The 18920-nt window shown below is 70.5% G+C and carries 23 protein-coding genes and 1 pseudogene; 11 read left to right on the forward strand and 13 right to left on the reverse strand.

What is annotated here, in order from left to right; translation table 11 throughout:
• Nucleotides 1-8 precede the first annotated feature (8 nt).
• Nucleotides 9-443 (reverse strand): nuclear transport factor 2 family protein, encoded by a 435-nt coding sequence (locus C3V38_RS06190; RefSeq protein ID WP_007631585.1) that lies wholly within the window; start codon nt 441-443, stop codon nt 9-11.
• Nucleotides 444-466: 23 nt separating this feature from the next.
• On the opposite strand from C3V38_RS06190, the gene C3V38_RS06195 reads away from it, so the two are divergent.
• The 3 genes from C3V38_RS06195 to C3V38_RS06205 are packed head-to-tail and all read left to right on the forward strand — an operon-like array spanning nt 467 to nt 2295.
• The gene (locus C3V38_RS06195; protein ID WP_007631584.1) at nt 467-1009 is read left to right on the forward strand and encodes a nuclear transport factor 2 family protein; all 543 of its coding nucleotides are present in this window, start codon (nt 467-469) and stop codon (nt 1007-1009) included.
• Nucleotides 1006-1905 (forward strand): SDR family NAD(P)-dependent oxidoreductase, encoded by a 900-nt coding sequence (locus C3V38_RS06200; RefSeq protein WP_106385299.1) that lies wholly within the window; start codon nt 1006-1008, stop codon nt 1903-1905. The genes C3V38_RS06195 and C3V38_RS06200 overlap by 4 nt, the downstream gene beginning before the upstream one ends.
• Nucleotides 1906-2295, forward strand: coding sequence for a hypothetical protein (locus tag C3V38_RS06205; RefSeq protein WP_106385300.1), 390 nt, complete (start codon nt 1906-1908; stop codon nt 2293-2295).
• A gap of 154 nt (nt 2296-2449) precedes the next feature.
• Here the strand turns inward: C3V38_RS06205 and C3V38_RS06210 are convergent, their stop codons facing one another.
• Both C3V38_RS06210 and C3V38_RS06215 read right to left on the reverse strand, forming a co-directional pair.
• Nucleotides 2450-5512, reverse strand: a complete 3063-nt coding sequence (locus C3V38_RS06210; protein ID WP_106386380.1) for a leucine--tRNA ligase — start codon at nt 5510-5512, stop codon at nt 2450-2452.
• Nucleotides 5513-5767: 255 nt separating this feature from the next.
• Complete coding sequence (locus C3V38_RS06215; RefSeq protein WP_007632666.1) at nt 5768-6235, reverse strand: DoxX family protein; 468 nt, start codon at nt 6233-6235, stop codon at nt 5768-5770.
• An 83-nt stretch (nt 6236-6318) separates the two neighbouring features.
• Here C3V38_RS06215 and C3V38_RS06220 point away from each other — a divergent pair, with 83 nt between their 5' ends.
• The 3 genes from C3V38_RS06220 (at nt 6319) to C3V38_RS06230 (ending at nt 8067) form a co-directional block, all read left to right on the forward strand.
• Nucleotides 6319-6834: a MarR family winged helix-turn-helix transcriptional regulator gene (locus tag C3V38_RS06220; protein WP_007632665.1), complete on the forward strand. Its 516-nt coding sequence runs from the start codon at nt 6319-6321 to the stop codon at nt 6832-6834.
• On the forward strand, nt 6831-7421 hold the full coding sequence (locus tag C3V38_RS06225; protein WP_007632663.1) for an SdpI family protein: 591 nt from the start codon (nt 6831-6833) through the stop codon (nt 7419-7421). Before C3V38_RS06220 ends, C3V38_RS06225 begins: the two co-directional genes overlap by 4 nt.
• A 76-nt stretch (nt 7422-7497) precedes the next feature.
• A complete protein-coding gene (locus C3V38_RS06230) occupies nt 7498-8067 on the forward strand; it encodes a hemerythrin domain-containing protein (RefSeq protein WP_106385301.1) in 570 nt (189 codons plus the stop codon).
• A gap of 256 nt (nt 8068-8323) precedes the next feature.
• Here the strand turns inward: C3V38_RS06230 and C3V38_RS06235 are convergent, their stop codons facing one another.
• Both C3V38_RS06235 and C3V38_RS06240 read right to left on the reverse strand, forming a co-directional pair.
• Nucleotides 8324-8695, reverse strand: a complete 372-nt coding sequence (locus C3V38_RS06235) for a DUF202 domain-containing protein (protein ID WP_106385302.1) — start codon at nt 8693-8695, stop codon at nt 8324-8326.
• Nucleotides 8692-9066, reverse strand: a complete 375-nt coding sequence (locus tag C3V38_RS06240) for a YidH family protein (protein WP_007632656.1) — start codon at nt 9064-9066, stop codon at nt 8692-8694. The genes C3V38_RS06235 and C3V38_RS06240 overlap by 4 nt, the downstream gene beginning before the upstream one ends.
• 67 nt (nt 9067-9133) lie before the next feature.
• Between C3V38_RS06240 and C3V38_RS06245 the strand changes: the two genes are divergently transcribed.
• The gene (locus C3V38_RS06245; protein WP_007632647.1) at nt 9134-10120 is read left to right on the forward strand and encodes a bile acid:sodium symporter family protein; all 987 of its coding nucleotides are present in this window, start codon (nt 9134-9136) and stop codon (nt 10118-10120) included.
• A gap of 67 nt (nt 10121-10187) precedes the next feature.
• Here C3V38_RS06245 and C3V38_RS17790 read toward each other — a convergent pair whose 3' ends face one another.
• From C3V38_RS17790 to C3V38_RS06255, 3 genes and pseudogenes are all read right to left on the reverse strand, one after another.
• Nucleotides 10188-10502, reverse strand: coding sequence for an alpha/beta fold hydrolase (locus C3V38_RS17790; RefSeq protein ID WP_007632645.1), 315 nt, complete (start codon nt 10500-10502; stop codon nt 10188-10190).
• An 80-nt stretch (nt 10503-10582) separates the two neighbouring features.
• Nucleotides 10583-10723 (reverse strand): annotated as a pseudogene (locus C3V38_RS18305) (alpha/beta hydrolase); the annotation flags it as partial.
• A 136-nt stretch (nt 10724-10859) separates the two neighbouring features.
• A complete protein-coding gene (locus tag C3V38_RS06255; protein ID WP_007632641.1) occupies nt 10860-11558 on the reverse strand; it encodes a type 1 glutamine amidotransferase domain-containing protein in 699 nt (232 codons plus the stop codon).
• A gap of 895 nt (nt 11559-12453) precedes the next feature.
• Between C3V38_RS06255 and C3V38_RS17565 the strand changes: the two genes are divergently transcribed.
• Both C3V38_RS17565 and C3V38_RS06265 read left to right on the forward strand, forming a co-directional pair.
• Entirely contained in the window at nt 12454-12786 is a 333-nt protein-coding gene (locus C3V38_RS17565) for a hypothetical protein (protein WP_007632639.1), read from the forward strand.
• Nucleotides 12787-12903: 117 nt separating this feature from the next.
• The gene (locus C3V38_RS06265) at nt 12904-13461 is read left to right on the forward strand and encodes a GNAT family N-acetyltransferase (RefSeq protein WP_007632638.1); all 558 of its coding nucleotides are present in this window, start codon (nt 12904-12906) and stop codon (nt 13459-13461) included.
• Nucleotides 13462-13480: 19 nt separating this feature from the next.
• Here C3V38_RS06265 and C3V38_RS06270 read toward each other — a convergent pair whose 3' ends face one another.
• Nucleotides 13481-13957, reverse strand: coding sequence for a MarR family winged helix-turn-helix transcriptional regulator (locus C3V38_RS06270; RefSeq protein ID WP_254426095.1), 477 nt, complete (start codon nt 13955-13957; stop codon nt 13481-13483).
• A gap of 49 nt (nt 13958-14006) precedes the next feature.
• On the opposite strand from C3V38_RS06270, the gene C3V38_RS06275 reads away from it, so the two are divergent.
• Nucleotides 14007-15251: a cytochrome P450 gene (locus C3V38_RS06275; RefSeq protein WP_106385303.1), complete on the forward strand. Its 1245-nt coding sequence runs from the start codon at nt 14007-14009 to the stop codon at nt 15249-15251.
• Nucleotides 15252-15264: 13 nt separating this feature from the next.
• Here C3V38_RS06275 and C3V38_RS06280 read toward each other — a convergent pair whose 3' ends face one another.
• Nucleotides 15265-15549, reverse strand: coding sequence for a branched-chain amino acid transporter permease (locus C3V38_RS06280; protein ID WP_106386381.1), 285 nt, complete (start codon nt 15547-15549; stop codon nt 15265-15267).
• Nucleotides 15550-15593: 44 nt separating this feature from the next.
• A complete protein-coding gene (locus C3V38_RS06285) occupies nt 15594-16346 on the reverse strand; it encodes an AzlC family ABC transporter permease (RefSeq protein WP_061228387.1) in 753 nt (250 codons plus the stop codon).
• Between the two features lie 84 nt (nt 16347-16430).
• On the opposite strand from C3V38_RS06285, the gene C3V38_RS06290 reads away from it, so the two are divergent.
• Entirely contained in the window at nt 16431-16850 is a 420-nt protein-coding gene (locus tag C3V38_RS06290; protein ID WP_106385304.1) for a VOC family protein, read from the forward strand.
• Nucleotides 16851-16891: 41 nt separating this feature from the next.
• Here C3V38_RS06290 and C3V38_RS06295 read toward each other — a convergent pair whose 3' ends face one another.
• Entirely contained in the window at nt 16892-18124 is a 1233-nt protein-coding gene (locus C3V38_RS06295; RefSeq protein ID WP_082767667.1) for an MFS transporter, read from the reverse strand.
• 104 nt (nt 18125-18228) lie between these two features.
• Nucleotides 18229-18861, reverse strand: a complete 633-nt coding sequence (locus C3V38_RS06300; protein WP_007633273.1) for a YqgE/AlgH family protein — start codon at nt 18859-18861, stop codon at nt 18229-18231.
• Nucleotides 18862-18920 lie beyond the last annotated feature (59 nt).

An 18920-nucleotide genomic window follows, 5' to 3' on the forward strand; every position in this document is an offset into this window, starting at 1 on the left:
CGGCGGTCTCAGGGCAGATTGTGGTGGTACGCCTGCTGCTGCGTCAGCCGCGAGATCCGCCAGCCGGCGTCCGCGCGGACGAACTCGAGGACGTACCAGAGCCCGTAGAAGAACACCTGCTGGTCCTTCTCCTCCACGGGCCGCAGCGCCATGGGGTTGAAGCACATGCACCGGCCCGTCGCCGAGTCCCCGTCCAGACTCACCTCGAGGTTGGCCATGAGGTGCTGCGTGGCCGTGAAGACCGGCAGCATCTCGGCCAGCCACGCACGGATCGCCGGGTAGGCGTCGTCGGGCCCACCGGAGGCCTCGTAGCTCACCCGCGCGTCCGGCGTGAAGACCCGGTCCAGGCCCTCGAAGTCGCGGGCGTCGATGCAGGTTGCGTACCTGGTCACGAGGTCCTGCAGGTCCCAGCGGTCGGATAACTCGACCAGTGTTCGGCTCATGATCCCTACGCTAACGTGGCCGTATGCAGTACGAGGAGGAAAGGCGCGCCCGCGAGGCTATCGAGCAGCTGAAGTACCGCTACTGGCGGGCATGCGACGCCAAGGACCCCGACGGCTTCCGCTCGTGCTTCGTGGCGACCGGCGGAGTACTCGACTTCGGCCCCCTCGGCCGGACCGACCCCGACACCATGGTCGGCATCTTCCGGCAGATCGCCCTGGCCACCGCCGCCGACGGCGGGCCCCGCATCCTCGACATGCACCACGGCTTCATGCCCTCCATCACCATCGAATCCGGCGGACCGAGCAGCCCGCCGAACCGCGCCACCGGCACGTGGACCCTGCAGTTCCGTCAGATCGACCGGGACAAGGGCACGGAGACCCTCTCCACCGGCGAGTACTCGGACGTTTACGTCCTGGAGGGTGACGGCGAGGACGAGCGCTGGGTCATGGCCGAGTGCCTGTTCACGCCCGGCTGGTCCATCACCCGCACCCTCGACGAGGCCACCGTGACCTACCCGGAGGTCAGCGTCGTCCCGGGTGCGGCCACCGAGGGAGCCGACTCGTGAGCGCCCGGGTCGCACTGGTGACAGGTGGCAGCCGTGGGGTCGGCCGCGGGGTGGCCACCGCGCTCGCCGACGCGGGGTGGGATGTCTACGTCACCGGACGGTCCGCCGAGCGACTGCAGAGCACGGTCGACGCAGCCGACGGCGCCCCGGGCCGGATCCGTCCACTCGAGTGCGAGCACTCCCGGGACGAGGAGATCCTCGCCGTCGTCGCCCGGATCGCCGACGAGACCGGCCGCCTGGACCTCCTGGTCAACAACGTGTGGACCAACCCCAAGGGCTTCATGGGGTTCAACGGCCGGTTCTGGGAGCGGCCCGCCACCGACTGGGACGCGCTCATGGGTGTCGGCCTGCGCGCGCACTACGTCGCGAGCTGCGAGGCCGCCAAGGTCATGGTGCCGCAGGGGTCGGGGCTGATGGTCAACATCTCGTCGTTCGGTTCGCGCGCGCCGTTCCACACCGTCCTCTACGGCATGAGCAAGACCGCCCTGGACAAGATGGCCTCCGACATGGCGCATGAGCTCGCCGGCACCGGCGTGTCCACCCTGTCCCTGTGGTTGGGCCTCATCCGCACCGAGCTGCTGCTGTCCACCGGCATGGAGGACTTCAACGGCTTCCCGCTGGCCCGCGCCGAGGACCCGACGTTCGTCGGTCGCGTCATCGCCGCCCTCGCCGACGACCCCGATCTCGCGGGTATGAGCGGCTCGACCGTCATCACGGCCGAGTACGGTCGCGAGAAGGGGATAAGGAACGACGACGGCGAGGTGCCGCTGTCGCACCGGGGTGCCTTCGGCGGGGGCCCGCTCTTCCCGCCCGTGACGGATGAGCATCTCGGGATCGAGACAGTGGACGAGGTGGCCGCGGCGGGCGGACACAACGGATTCACCAAGGAGGGCTGAATGACATCCGCCGAGTTCGGGGAGCTCAACGACCCGCTCGAGCGACTGGAGCGAAACGAGCGTCAGGGCAACCAGGCGTTCCGGTTCGTATTGCTGTCCACGCTCGCGGTCGTGGCGCTGGCCGTGGTGATCGTGCTGATCCGCGGCGGCGTCGGGGACGAGTGCGCCGACCAGGGCGCGCTGTGCCTGACCTCTGACCGCGTCGAGGTGGTCATCATCCCGCTGCTGCTGTCGATCGTGCTGGCCATCACGTCCGCCGTGAAGACGTACCGGCGGTGGCAGGCGCGGATCCGCTGGCGGCCGTGGCTGTACGCGACCTACGCGATGTGGATGGTCACCACCGCGTACCTGCTCATCTCGTCGTCGGCGGTGTTCGTCCAGCGCGGCTGAGCCGCGCACGGCCCCGGTGCCCGGGCACCCCGCCCGGCACGCGCCCGCCAACCCGAAATCCGCTACCCTCCCTCCGGATCCGCTACTCCCATACGAGTAGCGGATCCCGAGTCCGGGTAGCGGATTTCGGCGCGCGTCAGCAGTAGCACCAGGGTCAGGGCACGATATTGACCATCTTGCCCGGCACCACGATCACCTTCTTGGGCGCGGCGCCGCCCAGGTTCTCCTGCACCTTGGCGTCGGCCAGGGCGGCGGCCTCGACGTCGACCGGCGAGGCGTCGGCGGGCACGGTGATGCGCGAGCGCACCTTGCCCTTGATCTGAACCGGGTACTCGACCGAGTCCTCGACCAGGTACGACTCGTCGAAGGTCGGGAACGGGCCGTGGGCCAGCGAGCCGGTGTGCCCGAGTCGGGCCCACAGCTCCTCGGCGAGGTGCGGGGCGACCGGCGCGACCATGAGGACCAGCGGCTCGACGACCGAGCGAGGGGCGCCCGGCCCCTCGGTGGGGTACGCCTTGGTCAGGGTGTTGACGTACTCGATGAGCTTGGCGATCGCGGTGTTGTCCCGCAGGCCGGCGTAGTCGTCGCGGACACCGGCGATGGTGCGGTGCAGCGCCTTGAGCACGTCCTCGCCGGGTGCGCTGTCGGTCGAATCCGTGTCGGTCACACGGACCTCGCCGGTGGACTCGTCGATCACCACGCGCCACAGCCGCTGCAGGAACCGGTGCGCGCCCACGACGTCCTTGGTGGCCCAGGGACGCGAGGTGTCGAGCGGGCCCATGGACATCTCGTACACGCGCAGCGTGTCGGCGCCGTAGGAGTCGCAGATCTCGTCCGGGGAGACGGAGTTCTTGAGCGACTTGCCCATCTTCCCGTACTCCTGGAACACCTCGATCTCGGTGGCGTCCGCGCCGGCGGAGGCGTCAGTCCAGTAGAACTTCCCGTCCCGCTCGGTCACCTCGGCCGCGGGTACGTAGACGCCGCGGGAGTCGGTGTAGGCGAAGGCCTGGATGTACCCCTGGTTGAACAGGCGCCGGTAGGGCTCCTCGCTGGTGACGTGGCCGAGGTCGAACAGGACCTTGTGCCAGAACCGCGAGTACAGCAGGTGCAGCACGGCGTGCTCGACGCCGCCCACGTAGAGGTCCACGCCGCCCGGGTCGCCGGCACCGTGGATCTCGGGGCGCGGGCCGGTCCAGTAGCGCTCGTTCTCGATCGCGCAGAGCTGCTCGGAGTTGGTGGGGTCGATGTAGCGCAGCTGGTACCAGCTGGAACCGGCCCAGTTGGGCATGACGTTGGCGTCGCGGGTGTAGGTCTTGAGCCCGTCACCGAGGTCCAGCTCGACCGTCATCCACTCGGTGGCCTTGGCCAGCGGCGGGGACGGCACCGAGTCGGCGTCGTCGGAGTCGAACGAGACGGGCTTGTAGTCCTCGACCTCGGGCAGCTCGACGGGCAGCATCTCCTCGGGCAGCGCGTGGGGCACGCCGTCGGAGTCGTAGACCACGGGGAACGGCTCGCCCCAGTAGCGCTGGCGGGCGAACAGCCAGTCGCGCAGCTTGTACTGGACGGTGCCCTCGCCGGTGCCCTCCCCCTCGAGCCAGGCGATGGTGGCGGCCTTGGCCTCGTCCACGCCCAGGCCGTCGAGGGACAGCCCCTCGTCGTTGGTGGAGTTCACGGCCACGCCGTCGCCGGCGTAGGCCTCGGCCTGCACGTCGAGCTCGCGCCCGTCGGCGGGCGCCACGACCTGCCGGATGGGCAGCCCGAACGCCAGGGCGAACTCGTGGTCGCGCGCGTCGTGGCCGGGCACGGCCATGATGGCGCCGGTGCCGTAGCCCATGAGGACGTAGTCGGCGACGAACACCGGGACCTGTTCGCCGTTGACCGGGTTGACGGCGTAGGCGCCGGTGAAGACGCCGGTCTTGTCCTTGTTCTCCTGGCGCTCGAGCTCGGACTTCATGGACGCGGCGCGCCGGTAGGCGAACACGGCCTCGGCGGGCGAGGAGTGTCCGCCGGTCCAGCGCGGGTCGAGGGCACCGGGGGTCGACTCGCCGGGGGCCGAGCCGGGCGCGCCGGCCGGGACCTCGGGCCAGAACGGTCCGGCGAGCTCGTCGACCAGCGGGTGCTCGGGCGACAGGACCATGTAGGTGGCGCCGAACAGGGTGTCGGGGCGGGTGGTGAACACCTCGATGGACTGGTCGGCCACGGCGAACCGGACGCGGGCGCCCTGCGAGCGACCGATCCAGTTGCGCTGCATGGACTTGACCTTGTCGGTCCAGTCGAGCCGGTCGAGGTCGTCGACGAGCCGGTCGGCGTAGGCGGTGATCCGCATCATCCACTGGCTGAGGTTCTTGCGGAAGACGGGGAAGTTGCCGCGCTCGGAGCGGCCCTCGGCGGTGACCTCCTCGTTGGCCAGGACTGTGCCCAGGCCGGGGCACCAGTTGACCGTGGAGTCCGAGAGGTAGACGAGCCGGTGCGCGTCGAGGACCTTCTCCTGCTCGGCGCGGGTCAGCTCGCCCCAGGTGCGGCCGGCGAGGTCGGCGGCGAGATCGGCGGGCAGTCCGGCGGCCAGCGGGCGGGCGCCGGAGGCGAACTGCTCGACGAGCTCGGCGATGGGCCGGGCGCGGCCGGTGCGGGTGGGGTGGTCGCCGCCGTCGATCGTCCGGGCGGGGGCGTCGGGGTCGTACCAGGAGCCGTGGATCTGCAGGAAGATCCACTGGGTCCAGCGGTAGAAGTCGGTGTCGGTGGTGGCGAAGACGCGGCGGCGGTCGTGGCCCAGGCCGAGGCGGCCGAGCTGGCGCTCCATGTTGGCGATGTTGGACTCGGTGGTCACGCGCGGGTGCTGTCCGGTCTGGACGGCGTACTGCTCGGCGGGCAGGCCGAACGCGTCGTAGCCGAGGGTGTGCAGCACGTTGGTGCCGAGCATCCGGTTGTAGCGGGCGAACACGTCGGTCGCGATGTAGCCCAGCGGGTGGCCGACGTGCAGCCCGGCGCCGGACGGGTAGGGGAACATGTCCTGGACGAAGAGCTTGTCCGCGGGCAGCTCGCCATCGGGCGCGGCCAGTGGGCCGACGGGGTTGGGCGCCTCGAACGTGCCGCGCTCGGACCATTCGCGCTGCCAGCGGGACTCGATCTCGCCGGCGAGCGCCGCGCCGTAGCGGTGGGCGGGCCCGGTCTCGGGCTGGGTCCCGCTCCCGGACGCCCCCGCGGTCTCGGGCTGCACGCCGGTGGCGCTCTGGTCGCTGCTGCTCACGTCGTCTGCTCTCCCCTGGTCTCGCCGGTGCCCACACGCAGGCCGTGTCCAGCCTAAACCCTGCCCGAGGTGGGGCCGCGCCAGCGTGGGGACCGCGCGGCCGGACGGGTGGTCACGTCCGGCCGCGCGGGGCCGTGGGCGCCGGGCCGCGGCGGGGTCCGGGTCAGACCGTGCGAGGTCGGACCGCGCGCCTGGGGGCTCGGTCAGGTGCCGCGCCGGGTCGGGTCAGGCGCGGGCCGCGCGCCGGCGGGCGAGGACCGCGTCGACGCTGTAGCGGCCGGGGCCGACCAGACCGAAGACCGCGGCGGCGAGCCCGACCACGGCGACGAGCTCCCAGCCGTTGTTGGAGACGTAGACGCCGGAGCCGGCGTGGACGGTGAAGAACGCGCCGATCATGACGACGACGAGGACGGCGACCAGGGGGGTGAGCAGTCCCAGGATGAGCAGGATGCCTCCCACGAGCTCGATCACGCCGACGACGGCGGCGGCGGCCGTGGCCCCGGGGATGCCGACCGAGTCGAAGAAGGCGCCGGTTCCCTCGATGCCGTTGATGGCGAACTTCTCCCAGCCGTGGGCGATGAGCACGACGCCCAGGATGACGCGCGTGATGAGCAGGCCCGCGTCGCGGACGGCCGCGGGGACGGGGAGGAGCCGGCTGTCGGCGGCCTCGGGACGGGTGGCGGTGGTGGTCATGGGAGTCCTCTCGGTAAGTGATACGGCACATACTTTCACCCACCCGCTACGTGTCGTGTCAACTACGCCGCTATAGTGGAGCTATGGCAGACCAGGCTCGGAATCACCAGGTGCGCTGGCTGGACAGCGAGGAGAAGGCCCTGTGGCGGGACTACCTCGCCGTCCAGGGCCGCCTCCACCTCGAGATCCAGCGGGACCTCAAGGCGTCCTCCGACCTGACCGAGCCCGAGTTCGAGGTCCTCGTGTACCTCAGCGAGGCGGACGGCCCGCAGCGCATGACCGCCCTCGCCGACGTCCTCATGTGGGAGCGCAGCCGTCTCTCTCACCAGGTGAGCCGCATGATCAAACGCGGCCTCGTGCAGCGGACCGCCTGCCCCGAGGACGGCCGGGGGGCGTTCGTCTCCGCGACCGACGAGGGGATGCGCGCCATCGAGCAGGCCGCCCCGGACCACGTCGCCACCGTGCGTCGGGTGTTCCTCGACCGCCTCGGCGAGGAGGACAAGCGGGAGCTCGCCCGACTTCTCGCCAAGGTACGGGGCGCGGACGGGGCTGAGGCGACTCGGCGATCCGCCGTCGCGGGCGTACCCTCAGGGGCGTGAACGCAGTGCTCGTGGTGGTCATGGTGCTCCTCGTGGGGCTCGCGGTCGTGGTCGGCGGCACCGGGCTGGCGGGCCTCCTCGGCCGACTCCCCGGCAACGGCGTCCTCGGCGTTCGCACGCCCGAGACCCGCCGCTCCCCCGAGGCGTGGGAGCTCGCCAACCGGGCCGCCGGACCCGCGTTCCTCGGCTCCGGTCTCGTGCTCCTGCTCGGTGCGCTCGCCCTGGGACTGATCGGCGGATGGGTGGGCGGCCTCGTCGTCGTCGTCTCCCTCGTCGGCTCCCTCGCCCTGCTCAGCGTCGCCGGCCTCGCCGGGGCACGCGCGGCGGCGATCTGGGCCGCCAGCGAAGACGGCGACCAGGGCGGATGCGGTTGCGGCCCCGACGGTTGCGGCGGCCACTCCGGCATCGACACCGCCGACACCGGGTGCGCGGGCGGCTCGTCCGGCGACTCCCCCGCCGGCACCTGCTCCCCCGCCGACGCAGGGTCCGGCGCCCCCGGCGACCCCGCCGCCGACTGCGGTGTCACCGGCGGATGCGGCTCGTGCGCCCTCCGGGGCATGTGCGAGACGGAGAGCGCCACCCGCTGAGCGGACCGGTGGATCGGCCCCACGGTCGCCCCTACGGTGTGGGACACATCAGTCACCACCGTGGAAGGAGACCGACATGGCCGCCACAGACACGACCCGGGACGTCACCGAGATCCTCACCGCCGATCACCGCGAGATGATCGAGCTCCTCGACCAGATCGAGACCTCCACCGACCCCTCCGACCGCCGCGCCCTCGCCGACGCCGTCACCGCCGAGGTGATGCGTCACTCCGTGGCCGAGGAGATGTTCGTCTACCCCGTCATGGAACGCGACATCCCCGGCGGCAAGGACGAGGTCGAGCACGACAAGGAGGAGCACGACGAGATCGTCGTGGTGATGAAGAAGCTCGAGAACGTCGACGCCGCGGACGCCGAGTTCATGGGCCTCGTGCGCGAGCTCAAGGAACTGCTCGACCACCACGCCGACGACGAGGAATCCGACCAGTTCCCCAAGCTGCGCGAGCACCTGTCGAAGGACACACTGCTGGACATGGGCCGCAAGGTCGAGGCCGCCAAGCAGGTCGCCCCCACGCGGCCGCACCCCAGCGCCCCCCACTCCGAGCTGTTCCATAAGACGGTCGGCGCGGGCGTCGGCATGGTCGACCGGCTGCGTGACGCCCTGAGCGGGCGCATGAAGAACACCTGAGGCGAGGGGCGACGCGGCTGCGGCGATGCTCGGCTCGGCGCCGCGCGGCGCCGCGCGGCGCGGCGCCGCGCGGCGCGGCGCGGCGCGGCTCGGCGCGGCGCGGCGCGGGCACGGATTTGGACGTAACCATGTTGGTCTGGAGGCCATTTCGCCGACATGGTTACGTCCATTCCCTCCATGACTACGTCCACACCCGCGGAGGCCTGTTCCCAGGGCGCCCGGGAGGGTGATCGGCGGGGCGCGACGCCCGGACGGGTCACCGCAGGGACGTCACCACGATCGCGACGAGCCCGCAGGCGGCGATCACGATCACCAGGGCCACCAGCCCGATGTTGTGACGGGTCTGCGTCTGCTCGACCTCGTCCGCGCGGACAAACCGGTCCACCCGCTGCTCGTGCCGACGCTGCACCCGCAACAGGGCCAGCAGCGGGGCCACCACGAGCGCCGAGAACGCGGCCGCCCACGCCCACGACAACTCCCCGACCAGCTTGGCGACGAGGATGATGTTCACCGCCACCACGGCCCAGGTGCGGGCCCACGACAGGCTGGTCCGCTCGGATTGGAGCCCGGCGTCGGGCGGAACCGCAGCGGGCTCCACGCCGATGCGGCGCGGGCGCGGAGAGGTCACCCGAAGGTCCCGCTGAGGATCGCCACGATGAGCACCACCGCACCCGCCGCGATGCCCAGGACCAGCAGGATCGACGCCTGCGGCATGGGCAGCGGCCGCTGGTGTCGCATGGCCGACTCGATCCGGATCCAGCGCCGGAACGCCACGATCGCCAGCAACCCGGCCAGCACCAACAGGATGCACGCGAGCGGGGTGCGGATGATCTCCGGGATCTCGTCGCCCGCGAACGCCTCCAGCGCCACCGCCCCGGCCGTCAGCCCGAGGCTCGTGCGGATCCAGGCCAGGAACGTGCGCTCGTTGGCGAGCGTGAAGCGCGGGTCCGGCTCCTCGCCGTCCCGCAGCGCCCTGGGCCGCCATCCCTGCTCCGTCATCCGGCCTGCTCCGTCATGACCCGAGCCTATCGGGCGCCCCGCGCGGCGGGAGTGATGCAATAGGGGGATGGGCCTTCTGCGTCGTCTCCGGATCGAGCCGTTCATCCTGGCGATCCTGGCCGCGGTGGTCGTCGCCGCGTTCCTGCCCGCCACCGGCGGTGCGGCCGACGCCCTCGACTGGGTGACGACCATCGGCATCGCCGTGCTGTTCTTCCTCTACGGCGCGCGACTCGAGCCGCGCGAGCTGCTGGTCGGCCTCACGCACTGGCGGCTGCACTCGGTGGTGCTCGTGGCGACATTCCTGCTGTTCCCGCTGCTCGGCCTGCTCGGGCAGTGGATCCTCACGCCCGTGCTCGGCCCGGCGCTCGCCGCGGGGGTCCTGTTCCTCACGCTGGTCCCGTCGACCGTGCAGTCCTCCATCACGTTCGTGGCGATCGCGCGCGGGCACGTCAGCGCCGCCGTGGTGTCGGCGTCGGTGTCCAACCTGCTGGGCGTGTTCGTCACTCCCCTGCTGGTCTTCGCCCTCATGACCACGGACGGGTCGGTGGTCATCACGTGGGACTCGGTGGGGTCGATCGCGTTGCAGCTGCTGCTGCCGTTCGTGGTGGGTCAGTTGCTGCGGCGGTGGGTCCTGCCCGTCATCCGCAGGATCCCGAGGATCGCGCTGTTCGACAAGACCGTCATCGTGCTGGTGGTCTACGCGGCGTTCTCCGAGGGGGTCGCCGACGGGATCTGGTCGACGATCGGAGCGGCCGAGCTCGCGTGGCTGCTCGTGGCGTGCTGCGTCCTGCTCGCGGTGGTGCTGGGCCTGACCGAGCTCGCCTCCCGCGCCCTGCGCTTCGAGGACCGCGACAAGCGCGTGGTGCAGTTCTGTGGTTCCAAGAAGTCGCTGGCCACCGGGCTACCGATGGCGGCCGTGCTGTTCGTCGGGCAGCCGATCGGCCTCATGGTGCTGCCGCTCATGCTGTTCCACCAGATCCAGTTGATCGTGTGCGCGTGGCTGGCCGGTCGCTACGGCCGCGCAGAAGACGCCCGGGCCGAACCCGCGGCCTGAGCGACGGGCTGCCGCGGGCTTGCGCGCCGGGCCGCCGCGTCGGACTGTAACGCCGGCCCGCGCCGGCTCACACTCGCCCGGATACCCTCCGGAGAAAGTCGACGATCCCCTCGGCCACCTCGGCCGGCCGCTCTTCGGGCGCGAAGTGCCCGCACCGCTCGATGAGTCGCAGGCCGCTGCCCGGGATCGCGGCCTGCAGCCGGCGCGCCCAGTCGGTGACCTGCCAGGTATCGTCGGCGCCCCACAGCAGTTGCACCGGCACCTGACCCAGCCGGTCCAGCTGATCGCTGATCTCGAGCGTGTGCCGCGGGTCGTAGTGGGCGACCTGGTGCCGGAAGAAGCTGGGTTGGCCGATCGGCCCGCTGATGAAGTCGAGGTACACGTCGAGCGCGTCCGGGTCGAAGTTGCGATCCCGCCGCCGATGTCGTGGGCGACCAGGTGGAACGTGTCCAGCCCCCACTCCTCCAGCAGGCCGTCCAGCACGGCGACCTGCCCGGTGATCGAGGTGTCGACCTCCGGGTCCGCCGGTCGCTCGGACAGCCCGTAGCCCAGCAGGTCGAAGACGTGGGTGCGGTACCCGGCCTCGGTGAGACCGGGTACCATGCCCCGCCAGATGTACGACGACGAGGGCGTTCAATGGATGAGGACGACGGGTTCGCCCTCGCCGTGTATGCCGAACCGGATCCGGTGGCCATCGATGACGGTGTCGCGGTCGGCGATGTGGTTCATCGGCATCGGATCAGCCGAGGTCGGCCACGATCCGCTTGGCAAGTTCCTCAGAGGACTGCGGGTTCTGGCCGGTGTAGACGTTGCGGTCAACCACGACGTGCGATCCCCAGGGCTCGGTGGCCTTGGAGTAGTCGGCGCCCAGCTCGACCAGCTTGTCCTCGAGCAACCAGGGCGCGTTGGCGGCCAGGCCGACCTGCTCCTCCTCGTCGTTGGAGAACCCCGTCATCTTGTAGCCCGCGAACGGCGAGGAGGCCGGATCGTCGGATGCGGCGAGCACGGCGGCCGGCGCGTGGCACAGGAGCGCGACGTGCTTACCTTCGCTCACGCGGTCCCGGAGGATCGCGCCGGAGGTCGTGTCCACGGCGAGGTCCTCCAGCGGGCCGTGCCCGCCGGGGTAGAACACCACGTCGAAGTCGTTGTGGTCGACGCTGGCCAGGTCGGTCGGCGCCTCGAGGACCTGCGCGAGACGGTCGAGGGAGGCCCGGACGTGCTGCAGGGTCTCCGGGTCGCCGGCGCCCTCGTCGAGGCTCGCCTGGTCGACGGAGGGGGTGCGGCCGCCCGGCGTGGCCACGGTGACGGACCACCCGGCGTCGGTGAACACCTCGTAGGGGGCTACGAACTCCTCGGCCCAGAAGCCCGTCGGGTGCTGGGAACCGTCCTTGAGAGTCCAGTGGTCGGCTGCGGACAGGATCATCAGTACGTTCGCCATGGGCGCGACCCTACGGATCTCACGCGGCCTCGCAACTGGTCTCACCGAGGTTCCTCCCGCGTGACCTCGCCCACAGATAACTGTATTTTCCCTCGCCCGGATGTGACGGAAGGTGACATGCGCGATCCCACTACCAGCAGCTTTTCTGTTGTACGCGAGGTAGGCGACATATCAGCAGGTCAGGACGGGTGCAATCCGAACGGCTGCTTAGGGAGCAAAACGTTGAAGAGCGGTGGGGCGACCCTTAGCGTTCACGCCGCATGAGCTGAGCGGCTCACGCGAGTCGAGGGGTGACCCAGGCCCCTTTCGGTGCACTGAAGGAGTTCACGTTGGCCACAAAGCCCGCCCTGCTCCGTCGCATCGCTCCACTCATCGTCCTGCCCGGCCTCGCACTGCTGGGGTTCTCGGCAGGGGCGGGAACCGCATGGATGACTGAAGCTACCGCCTCAGCATCCACGAACCACCGCGCAGATCCTTCCGTCGCGCAAGCGGGTTTGGTCTCTCCGACGACGGCCGACCCGACGTCCACAGCGCCCACATCGACTCCGGCGACGTCGACGGCCCGCGTAGATGCCAAGCCACCGGAGTCTTCGACATCCGAGGAGCCCTCGACCGGGCCGGCGCCTGCACCCGCGCCCGCCGTCCGCGTGCCAGTGGCGCCCGCACAACCACCCGTGCGGCCGCGGTACACGCCGGCTCCCGCGCCGCAGCCTGTGCCACCACCAGCGCCGGCGCCCGCACCGGCACCGGCACCGGCGCCGCCCGAGACGATCACCATCGATCTCGGCGGCCGCGGGGGGATTATCCCGCAGGCGCCGATTCCGCCAAAGCAACTCCATATCGGCTAGCGGCCAACCGGCCGCGAGCTAATCACAAAAATCGAAGGAGAACTAGCATGGACCCGATCTCGATCCTCATTGCCACGATGATCGCCAACACCGCCGTGCCCGCCGGGGCCGCGTCCGCCGCGCCCGCTTTGGCAGGTGCGGCTGCGGCAGTGGCCGCAGCTCCCGCTTGGGCCGTCCCTGCGGGCATCGTCGGTACCGGCGCCGCGGCTGGCGGATCGGCTGCCCTCGGGGCAGGGGCGGGCGTCGTAGCGAACAACCCGCACGCTGCCACCGGCATTGAGAATGCCTTTCATGAGGCGATGAATAACGCCAAGGACGCTGCTGCGGGGTCGATCAACAACATGAACATCCCGGGTGTCCCTTACATCACCTTCAACTGACCTAAGTTGAACGCCGCGCCAAGCCTAGATGGTCACTGAGCCTCAGAGCTGATCGCCGTGCCGCCCTCTCCCCCGCAACAGCCGGGTAGGAGAGGGCGGCACTGTTCTAATAGGGCGGTGACCAGCGTGACCTACCTTCAGCAGACCACCGCGGACCAGCTTCGCCCGGCCAATCGCGCAGATCTCACGATCTCCCGCGTCTTTCCCGCCGAGCCCGCCTTCAACGAGCGGATGTACCGCGTGATCGGCAGCGACTGGAACTGGGTCGACCGCCTCGACTGGTCACAGGGCCGCTGGGTCTCCTATTGCTCCGACCCGTGCGTCAGCACCCTCCGCGCGAGACTGGGCGACGAGGTCGTCGGCTACGCGGAACTGCGCATGAGTCCCTGCGACAGCGCAGCCGACGCGGCCACTGCGGGCGGGACCGGGTCCGACGATGACGGAGTCGACGTGGAGATCGTCTACTTCGGCATCCTGCCCGCCTTCGCTGGCCGCGGCCTGGGCGGCTGGTTCCTCTCCGAGGTCTGCCGCATCGCCTGGAACGTCCCGGGCTGCCGCCGCGTGTGGCTGCACACGTGCGCCGACGACTCCCCCGCCGCTGTCCCCAACTACCTCGCCCGCGGGTTCGTCGAATACGACCGGGCGGACACCGGCTGCGACGCCTGCACTGCGTGATCCAACGAGCGGGCCCGGCTCACTGCTCGGGAAGCCGACTCAGCGCCCGCCCGCTCATCCGCGAGATCAACTTTTCTGCGACCGCCCCGAACGCCTGCAGCTCGTCGTCGTCACATCCCTCGAACAACCAGTCGGCGAGGCCGACGCGCGCCGTCACCACCTCATCCACAATCCGGCGCGACTTCTCCGTCAGGCTCACCAATCGCACCCGCCGGTCATCCGGCGGCATCGTCCGCTCCACGTGACCACTGGCCACCAGGCCGTCCACCAGCGCCGTCACCTGGCGCGGTGAGCAATCGAGGTACGTCGCCAGCTCCACCTGCTTGCACTCACCCTGCAGGCCCAGCACGAACAGCAGCTCCAACCGCGGCACGGTGAGACCGTAGTTCGCCGCCGCACGCTCGATGTGCCCGGCCATCTGCTCGGAGAGCATCAACGCGCGATCGAGAATTTCCCTCGAAGATAGTGCCACCTGTTTATAGTTACCACTATTCACGGTTTCATCCCCACCGGGGGCCGGTGGGCGACCAGTCTCAGGAGACATCATGGACGTGACCATCCCGGCGGGCTTCGACTTCACCGACCCGGACCTGTTCGAGAAGCGGCTCCCACACGACGAGTGGCGCCAGCTCCGGCGGACGCAGCCCATCCACCGCGTCGACAAGCGCCCCGGCTCCGACGGTTTCGACGACGACCACTACTGGCTCGTCACCAAGCACGCTGACGTCAAGGAGATCTCCCGCCTGACCGGCGAGATCTTCTCCGCGGGGGAGAACACGATGATCCCGCGCTTCGCCGAGGGCACGCCGCGCGAGATCATCGAGGCCCAGCGCGCGATGCTCGTCAACGAGGACGGCGAGATCCACAAGAAGCACCGCCGCATCATCTCCCGCGGCTTCACGCCGCGCGGCGTCGCCGGCATGCGCGACGAGCTCGCGGACCGCGCGCGGAAGATCGTCACCGCCGCCGCCGAGAACAACGCCGACGACTTCGTCACCGCCGTGGCCTCCGAGCTGCCGCTGCAGGCGATCGCCGAACTGCTGGGCGTACCGCAAGAGGACCGGCACAAGATCTTCGAGTGGTCCAACATCATGACCAGTTACGACGCCGGCGTCGACCCGGACGCGCCCGCCATCGCGTCCATGGAGCTCATCGGCTACGCCAACGCCATGGCCGAGGACCGCGCCGCCAATCCGCAGGACGACATCGTGACCAAGCTCGTCCAGGCCGACGTCGACGGCGAGCACCTCTCCGCCGACGAGTTCGGCTGGTTCGTGACCCTCCTCGCCGTCGCCGGCAACGAGACCACCCGCAACGCCACCACCCACGGCATGGTCGCCATGCTCGAGCACCCCGACCAGTGGGAGCTGTTCAAGCGCGAGCGGCCCGAGACCGCCTACGACGAGATCCTGCGCTGGGCCTCGCCCATCACCCAGTTCCAGCGCACCGCCATGGAGGACACCGAGATCGGCGGGGTGTCCATCGCCAAGGGCGATCGGGTGCTGATCTGCTACGGGTCGGCGAACTTCGACGAGGAGGTCTTCGACGACCCGTTCACGTTCAACATCCTCCGCGACCCGAACCCGCACGTGACCTTCGGCGGCCAGGGCCCGCACTACTGCCTGGGCGCGAACCTCGCGAAAATGCAGCTCGAGCTGATCTTCAACGCCGTCGCCGACCACCTGCCGGATCTCACCGCGCTCGGCGACCCCAAGCGCCTGCGCTCCGGGTGGCTCAACGGACTCACCGAGTGGAAGGTCGACCTCGGCGTGTGCCCCGTGGCGAGTTGATCCGCCCGCGTGCTCAGCCCAGCCAGGCCTGCAGCACCATGTACGTCGCCGTGCCCAGCACGATGCTCGCGGCGGCGCGGCGGAACGCCAGGTGCACGCCCAAGGTGAGCGCGAGCGCGACGGTCGCCGGCACCCACGAGCCGAGCGCCGTGGTGGTGTCGCGCAGCGTGTAGACCACCAGGACCACCATCACGCCGGCCGGCATGGTGCGGCCGAGATAGCGGACCACGCCCGAGTCGCGGAGGCGGGTGAGCGCGACAAACGGGGCGGCCCGCAGCGCCACGGTGACGAGGAACATCACGCCCAACCCGGCAAGCAGGTAGGCGGTCCCGGGGACGGCGGTCACGCGACATCACCCCCGGTGCGCTGCGTCTGTTCGGCGTGCTTCGCCCGCCCGGTCCGCTGCAGCCACGCGTACCGCACCAACAGCACGCCCACGAACGCGCACAGACCCACGATGAGCATCTGGTCGGGAGCCACCACGGCGGCGACCAGCCCGCACACCAGGCCGATCACCGGCGCGGGCAGGTCGCCGGACGACCGCCACGCGTCCACGGCCAGCACGGCGAACAGCCCGGTCAGCGCGAACTGCAGTCCGTCCAGCCCCTCGGGGAGGGCGGTGCCGACGAGCGCTCCGATCACGCCCGGGATCACCCACAGGGACTGGCAGGTGATCGCGATGGTCAGCGTCCGCGGACCGCTCATCTCCGCGCGCCGCTTGGTCGACGTGATCGCGTAGACCTCGTCGGTGAGCGCGTACACGGCGTACAGCCGACCCAGCCGTGAACGGATAGCCTCGAGCGGGAAGCTCAGGCCGTAGAAGACGTGGCGGAAGTTCACCAGGAACGCCGCGGCGGCCAGCGAATACAGGGGGGTGACGGCAGTGAGCAGGCCGATCGCCAGGAACTCCATCGACCCGGCGTAGATCACCAGGGAGAACACGGGCGCCCACCACCAGTCGAACCCCGCCTGGGTCATCAGCACCCCGAACGCCAGTCCGAGCGGCACCAGTCCGAGCCCGACCGTCGAGCAGTCGGCCAGACCCTTGCGGATCTCTGCGCGGATCTCTGCGCTGGCGGAGGGGCTGGTCGACACGCCGGGCAGTCTAGCCAGCCACGATTTCGCATCACCCCCGACAGAGGCCTACCGCCGCCCGGCCGGCCGGCGCAGACTCGACCCATGGACGCACATCAGACGGGCACGCCACCCGCGCCGACGGTGTGGCACTGTTTCCGGTGCTCCGACGCCCGGACGGTGATCGACTGGCTGGTCGCGACCCTGGGGTTCGTGGAAACGGCGTGTTACTCCGAGGACGGCGTGGTGACCCACGCGGAGCTGCTGTGGCCCGAGGGCGGGGGCGTGATGCTGGGCGAGGGCGGGCGCGGGGCGGACGATCCGCACGCCTCGCCACCCGGCACCGGTCTGGCCTACGTCGTGACCGCCGACTCGGAGGCGGTGTACCGCAGGGCCGTGGACGCAGGGGCCGAGGTGGTGCTGGAGCTGCAGGACACCGACTACGGGGATCGCTCCTTCTCCGTGCGCGACCCGGAGGGCAACGTGTGGTCGGTGGGGCAGTACCGGGGCGCTCCTGCACCCTGACGATCGCGCGATGCGGGGCGGTCAGGCGCGACGCGGATCGGTCAGGCCCGGCGCTGGTCGGCGGCGGGTACGAGCGGAATCGCCAGCGCCGCGATCACGGCCGCGCCGGCGAACACCGGCCAGTAGCCGACGGCGTCGATCACCGCGGCGACCAGGGGAGTGGACGCCGAGATCGCCACGAACTGAGTGGTGTTCTGCACCCCGAGCGCCCGGCCGCTCCACCGGGGCCCGGCGAACTCGGCGACAGCGGTGAACGCCAGGCCGTTGTCGGACACCGAGAGCACGGTCGCGATCACGCCGAGCGTCACCGCGATGACCCCGGGCGCGCCCAGAGCTTCCGCGGCCGCCAGCGCGGCCAGTCCGGCGGTCACCGAGATCGCCACGCCGCGAATGGGCGTCATGCGGGACCCCACCCGGTCCGAGACCGCGCCCGCCACGATCCGCGCGACCGCGCCGAGCACCTGACTCACCGTCACCACGACGCCCGCGGACACCGCCGACCAGCCGTGCCCCAGCACCAGCCACGTCAGCAGGAACGCCTGCAGCATCCCCTGCGGCAGCACGAGCAGCACCGACACCCCGTGGACGCGGTACAGGTAGCCGGACCCGCGGTACGGCGAGCCGTCCGTCGCCGCGCCACTCACCGCCTCACCGTCGGCGCCTGTCGCCGCGCCACTCATCGCCTCGGCGCCCGCGTCGCGCGTGGCCTCGGGTGGAGGCGGATCGGTGACGACGACGAGGGCCGCCACCGCCGAGACAGCGGCCATCGCCAGGGGGAGCGCGAACGCCGCGCCCAGACCGTACGACTGCGCGAGCAGCGGCATGGTCATGGCCGCGACCGCGGAACCGGCCGGCTGCGACATCTGGCGGACACCCATGGCGAGCCCGCGGCGGTGCGCGGGGAACCAGCTCACGACCAGTCGCCCGCTCGCCGAGTTACCCGAGGCGGTGAAGGCGCCCGTGACCAGCAGCAATACCGCCAGCAACACGAACGACTCCACGAACAGTGCCGCGGTGAGGGTGACGGCGGCACCGACCGACCCGGCGACCAGGACGACCTTCTCCCCGGCACGGTCGACGAGCCAGCCCCACGCGATCAACGCCGCGGCCATGCCGACCAGCGGCATCGCGACCAGGATCCCGCCCTGCGAGAGGGACAGTCCCATGACGCTCGTGAGATGAGGGAGCAGGAAGCCGACGCCGATCACGAACGCCGATCCGGACGCGGCGACGAACGTGGCCACGGCCAGCACCAGCCAGTGCCGGGCCGTCACCGTCGTCGACTCGCCGCCTACCGTCTCCACCTGCAGGAGCATATGTCACTGCCCAGAATACGGAAACATCGTACCACATTGTGAGACAGCGCGAGGCGGCGATGTCAGTTGAGGTCGCCGTCCTGCAGGTACGTGGCGTACAGGGGCAGGGGCATCTCCTGGCGGCGCAGCACCGCGCCCCATACGTCGACGCGGGCGGGCGCGAGCAGATCGCTGGGCAGGCTGGGCGCGACGTACCAGTCGCCGCGGTCGAGCTCGTCCTGCAGCTGACCGGGCGCCCAGCCGGTGTACCCGACGAACACCCGCATGCCGTCGATGTGCTCCCGCAGGAGGTCGGGATCGCTGTCCAGGTCCACGACGTGCACGCGGCCCTCAATCTGCTGGAGCCCGCTGAACCGGTGGCCGTCGACGCCGGCGCTCAGCACGACCAGGGCGATGCCGGTGTCGGGTTTGACGGGTCCTCCGATGTGGAACACGGACGGGGGAGCGCACAACTCGGACCAGGCGGGCAGGATCTCCTCGACATCGGTCTCGCTGCGCCGGGTGATCACCACGCCCAGCGACCCGGAGTGGTCGTGTTCGATCATGTAGATGATCGCGCGCCGGAAGTTCGGGTCGGGCATGTCGGGCGCGGCGATGAGCAGTGAACCGGCGACGGGATCCCGCTTGTCCATGGCGTCGTAGAGGCGGTCGCCGAACAGGCCTCCGCCGCTCAGATCATCCGGTCCCGTGTCCATGTATCCATGATGCCCCCGTCGTCGCCGGGCCACACGCGCGTCCCCTCGATCGGGTCTCG

This window comes from Dietzia sp. oral taxon 368 (assembly GCF_002999155.1).
Taxonomy (GTDB): Bacteria; Actinomycetota; Actinomycetes; order Mycobacteriales; family Mycobacteriaceae; genus Dietzia; species Dietzia cinnamea.

Bases quoted from the DNA above. Each gene is read 5' to 3' on its own strand.
- C3V38_RS06280 (WP_106386381.1), bottom strand. From the start codon at position 15,549: ATGTTCCTCGTCACCGTGGCGCTGCGGGCCGCCCCGTTTGTCGCGCTC.
- C3V38_RS06220 (WP_007632665.1), top strand. From the start codon at position 6,319: ATGGCAGACCAGGCTCGGAATCACCAGGTGCGCTGGCTGGACAGCGAG.
- C3V38_RS06215 (WP_007632666.1), bottom strand. From the start codon at position 6,235: ATGACCACCACCGCCACCCGTCCCGAGGCCGCCGACAGCCGGCTCCTC.
- C3V38_RS06230 (WP_106385301.1), top strand. From the start codon at position 7,498: ATGGCCGCCACAGACACGACCCGGGACGTCACCGAGATCCTCACCGCC.
- C3V38_RS06190 (WP_007631585.1), bottom strand. From the start codon at position 443: ATGAGCCGAACACTGGTCGAGTTATCCGACCGCTGGGACCTGCAGGAC.
- C3V38_RS06195 (WP_007631584.1), top strand. From the start codon at position 467: ATGCAGTACGAGGAGGAAAGGCGCGCCCGCGAGGCTATCGAGCAGCTG.
- C3V38_RS06300 (WP_007633273.1), bottom strand. From the start codon at position 18,861: ATGGACACGGGACCGGATGATCTGAGCGGCGGAGGCCTGTTCGGCGAC.
- C3V38_RS06275 (WP_106385303.1), top strand. From the start codon at position 14,007: ATGGACGTGACCATCCCGGCGGGCTTCGACTTCACCGACCCGGACCTG.
- C3V38_RS17565 (WP_007632639.1), top strand. From the start codon at position 12,454: ATGGACCCGATCTCGATCCTCATTGCCACGATGATCGCCAACACCGCC.
- C3V38_RS06240 (WP_007632656.1), bottom strand. From the start codon at position 9,066: ATGACGGAGCAGGGATGGCGGCCCAGGGCGCTGCGGGACGGCGAGGAG.
- C3V38_RS06255 (WP_007632641.1), bottom strand. From the start codon at position 11,558: ATGGCGAACGTACTGATGATCCTGTCCGCAGCCGACCACTGGACTCTC.
- C3V38_RS06245 (WP_007632647.1), top strand. From the start codon at position 9,134: ATGGGCCTTCTGCGTCGTCTCCGGATCGAGCCGTTCATCCTGGCGATC.
- C3V38_RS06205 (WP_106385300.1), top strand. From the start codon at position 1,906: ATGACATCCGCCGAGTTCGGGGAGCTCAACGACCCGCTCGAGCGACTG.
- C3V38_RS06290 (WP_106385304.1), top strand. From the start codon at position 16,431: ATGGACGCACATCAGACGGGCACGCCACCCGCGCCGACGGTGTGGCAC.